The 4,230-nt window shown below is 57.0% G+C and carries 2 protein-coding genes; both read right to left on the minus strand.

Translation table 11 applies throughout. The features are described 5' to 3' along the window. Positions 1 to 170: 170 nt before the first annotated feature. Positions 171 to 3,254: a transglycosylase domain-containing protein gene (locus AB5Y92_RS08525; RefSeq protein WP_368226463.1), complete on the minus strand. Its 3,084-nt coding sequence runs from the start codon at positions 3,252 to 3,254 to the stop codon at positions 171 to 173. A gap of 208 nt (positions 3,255 to 3,462) precedes the next feature. Continuing rightward, on the minus strand, positions 3,463 to 3,780 hold the full coding sequence (gene tmaR / locus AB5Y92_RS08530; RefSeq protein WP_005336024.1) for a PTS system regulator TmaR: 318 nt from the start codon (positions 3,778 to 3,780) through the stop codon (positions 3,463 to 3,465). Positions 3,781 to 4,230 lie beyond the last annotated feature (450 nt).

Here is a 4,230-nt window from a genome sequence, read left to right on the forward strand (position 1 = left end):
GGTGTTGAAAGGCTGGGGTATCCATGATGGTAGACCTCAAGGTGATGGCCTACTTCAAGATTAGCCTTTCAACACGTAATTGGGACAGAGCCAAATAAAAACGGGGAGGCTGTCAGCCTCCCCGTTTTTTCTGGTTAGTTATCTGCGTGATGAGCGTTAATTCGCTCGCATCACTGGTTCGCCAGACACTGGGTATGGGAACCCGGTTGCAGGTAAGGCGTCAGCAGGGGAGCCATCCCCTTGAGCACCTGCACCGGCAGCGCAGAGGTGAAACGGAACTTGTCCGACTGGCTACCCGGTACATAGGCGGTCAGAGTACCGAAGTGATCATCACCCAGATAGAAGACGAAGGTCGCGGTGCGGTTGCGCGCCAGCGAGCTGGTCACGTTGCCATAACGACCCACCGTTTCAATCCGGTTATCCCCGGTTCCGGTCTTGCCCCCCATTTGCAACACAGTGCCATCCGGCAGGGTAAAAGCACCGGCGATACGTCTTGCCGTACCCCCTTCAACCACCTTGGAGAGCGCACTGCGCAAGGCGGCCGCCACCTCTGCCGGCATCACCCGGGTACCCTCGGTGTGCTGCGGCTCAAACTCGGTCTCGAAGGGCGTCCCTTTGGCGAACGAGAGGTGTTCGATACGCAAGGTTGGCGAGCGGATACCGCCATTCTGGATAATCCCCATCAGCTCGGCCAGTGCAGCCGGACGATCGCCGGAGCTACCCAACGCGGTCGCCAGCGAAGGCACCAGATGATCAAACGGATAACCCAGCTTGGCCCAGCGCTGATGGATATCGAGGAAGGCTTCAACCTCCAGCATGGTGCGGATCCGGCTGTCACGGGCACTGCGATGACGGGTCTTGAACAGCCAGCTGTAGACCTCTTGCCGCTCGTCACGACTGGCCGCCACCGCGTCGGCAAAGGTGGCCTTGTCGAACTCCTTGAGATAGGCCAGCAGCCACAGCTCCAGCGGGTGAACCCGGGCAATGTAGCCCTGATCCGGCAGTGAATACTTGCCCGGACCATAGCTGACGTAGAGCTGATTGACCCGCTTGGCGCTCAACTTCTCCCGCGGCAACCGCTCCGCCAGGAAGGCAGCAAATGCGGCTTCGCTGGCTTCCGGCATCAGGTAGCGGTGAACCGCCGCCAGACGTACCGCACTCGGCTTGAGACCGTCGAGGAAGGTATCGAGCTGCTCCTCGGGAGTCTTGCCGCGATATTTGCGCCAGAAGCGCAGCAGATAGGTCTGGCCCTCTTTGTCAGCAAATTTGGCCAGATACTCCTGACGACGGGGATCCTTGTCATCCTTCAGCAACTGGGCACGGTTGCCCTCCTTGTAGAGGCTGTAGCGCACGATATCGCGCATCAGCCGTACAAAGGGCAAGTTAATCGACTCACGCAGAGAGTCACGCAACGTCGGAATACGATTGTTATCCTCGCGGCGGAAGTTGTTGAAGGTGTGCATGCCGCCACCGGTGAAGAACCCTTCGTTGGGGCTGGCGGAGTATTTGCGATCCAGCGCCGCTTCCAGCATCACAGGCAGGCTCTTGTCCTGAGCCGTCATCAGATAGGAGATGGCCCAGCGGCTGAGGTTGTCCTGAGAGACAGCAGCCAGCTTGCGCAGATTCTCGACCGGCATCCCGGCATAGTTGTCGTGCAGCTCGGCCACGATCTCCAGATAGGTAGTCAGCACCCGCAACTTGGCGGTTGAGCCCAACTCCAGCTTGGAGCCTTCGTTGATATCGAACGGCTGATCGGTGTTGTCGGTCTGTACCCGCACCTTGAACCCTTCCGGCGATTTCTCGAACAGGGTGAAGCTGTAGCGCACATCGCCGGTCTTCTCTGGCGAGAGCAGGCGCTCACCGAACAGCCCTACCTGGGCGGCAAACGTCGGATCGGCCAGCTGTTGCAGATAACGGGAGATTTCGTTCTGCAGCGGCATGTTGAGGCTGGTATCGGCGGTCAGATCCATCCGGTCGAGGTCATAGAGCTGCACCCCGAGCTGACGGCTCAGGCGAGTACGGGCAACCTGCAACCCCTTGTTATTGTTCACCCGGGTGATAGCTGGGGACTGCAGGAAGTCACGGAACGAGATCTTGGCCTTGAGCGCCGCCTCCATCAGAGGTGGCGTGATCATCCCCTCCTGCACAAACAGGCGCAGGTAGCTGTCGGTCAGGGTAGCCAATGCCTCTCGCCCCTGAGCCAGATAGTAAGAGGGACGGCGGTGCGCAATCATCAAAGAGACAACCTGACGCAGGGCAAGCCCCTGTTCAGCCAGCGGTGCATTCTGGTTGCGGGCGGGATCCAGCAGACGGTTCACATCATCGACGTTGGCACCAAACCAGACCCAGAGACCATCTCCCAGACCATGAACTTCACCATATCCCGGAGCAGCCGAGAGCGGTACCGAGTTGAGGTAGGCCCAGGCGACCAGTTTGCGCGCTTCGAGGGTTTCCGGCCCGAGACGATAGGCCCGCACGCTGGCAGAGGCCATCTGACGGATCTTCTCGGTCGGCGACAGGGTCAGCCCGTCCGGCGAGTGGCGATACTTCTCCACCTGGGTCGCCAAGGTACTGCCACCGGCAGATTGATCCTGCATATCGAGCGCCTTGCCCACCTGAGAGAGCGCGGCCTTGGCAAAACGGGGCCAGTCGACTGCCGGGTTGGCCAACGGCTCTTCGTTGCTCAGCAAGTCGCGGTTCTCGATAAACAGCAGCGACTGGATGACGAGCGGCGGAATGGAGTCAAAATCCGGATAGTGATGGGTCGGATACTTGAATTGATAGAAGGGCTCGGCGCGGCAATCGTGCAGCGTCAAACCGGCCTGCACCTTCTCGGTATAGGGCACGAAGAAGCCACGACTGGCGTAGTCATAGAGCGCGTCGGAGAAATGCACCTGCTTGCTGACTTCATAGCCCCGCTGCAGCAAACGCTCCTGCATCATCGGCAGTTGCACATAGCCGAGCCGCTTGTCGAACGGGCCATCCTCAGGGAAAGCGATCTGTTTGCTCTGGCCAGGCTCGACCTGATAGGTGAGCTTGGCAGCATAGCGGGAAATCTCCTGAGATTGCAGCTTCGAGGTTTTCATCTCATAGCCAACCAGAGCGATCACCGCCCCCAGGCACAATAAAAAGAGAAAACAGAACAGCCAACGCCACCAGGGACGACGCTTGCGCTTTGGGTTCCCGTCCGAGGTCTGGACAGATGAATCTTGAGATGCCACTTGTGTCAAATCCGTCTGTTCTGATGCGCCCATATCAGCCCCACCATGGTTGCGCAATTTATTGTGTTTCACTCAAGCTTAGTCTTTTCAAGTCAATGGCTTGAAACTATTGACCGCTTTGTAGTGATGGTAACAGGGCAATTCTAAAAAGGGGAGCCGATTGTTGCAGGAGTGGCAGAGATCCGAGCTGATAACAAAACACCGGCCAGTGGCCGGTGTTTCTTAAGCGAAAGCGCAACGCTTATTTGTGAGAGCTCATGCCCTTCAGCTTGGTGCTCAGCTCTTTACGCTCTTTGGAAAGCTCGGCGTTCTTGATGATGTGGTCATCCACGCGCTCTTCATAGTCGGCACGCATGTTGGCGATGATCGCCTGCACATCATCAATGCTCATGCCCGGCTTGATATAGTCGCTCAGGTTGTCGAGCAGCAGCACGCGCTTCTGGTTGTCACGGATCTTCTTCTCGTTATCCGCAATTTCACGCTTGAGTTTGTTCTGGCGACGGGACATACGCACATATTCCAGTACATCGCTGAAGGTGGACTTGTTTACTTGTTCCATATCGATACCACTGACTTAAGGTTGATAAAAACTGGCCAAGTTACACCTGGAACCCGGCAAGCTAGGCGCGGGACAGGCAAACTCAAGATGCCCTTACTCTACCGAGTTATAAGCGAGATACAACCCTAATCACGCACCATGACCAGAGTTTGGCCAAAAGTAAACCAGTTAAAATGGCCAGTAATCCATCAGATAAGGGCTTGATATAGATAGAAAATGGAGGAGATAACAGGGTCTTAGTTCTCTTCCTCTAGATAAATGCTAACACTGGCTGCTTAACACGCTAAAAACAGCAGAGCCCAGTCTCACGACTGGGCTCTGCTGTGCAAATCTGTGGTTCTTATGGACAAAACCGCCCATAGCAAAAAGGCCTTCCCAATAGGGAAGGCCTTCAAATTAGTGGCGGAGCGGACGGGACTCGAACCCGCGACCCCCGGCGTGACAGGCCGG

Source organism: Aeromonas sp. R1-1 (assembly GCF_040908495.1).
In the GTDB taxonomy this organism is placed as follows: Bacteria; Pseudomonadota; Gammaproteobacteria; order Enterobacterales; family Aeromonadaceae; genus Aeromonas; species Aeromonas veronii.

Excerpts from the sequence above, each read along its gene's own strand:
- AB5Y92_RS08525 (WP_368226463.1), bottom strand. The coding sequence starts at position 3,254 with ATGGGCGCATCAGAACAGACGGATTTGACACAAGTGGCATCTCAAGAT.
- tmaR (WP_005336024.1), bottom strand. The coding sequence starts at position 3,780 with ATGGAACAAGTAAACAAGTCCACCTTCAGCGATGTACTGGAATATGTG.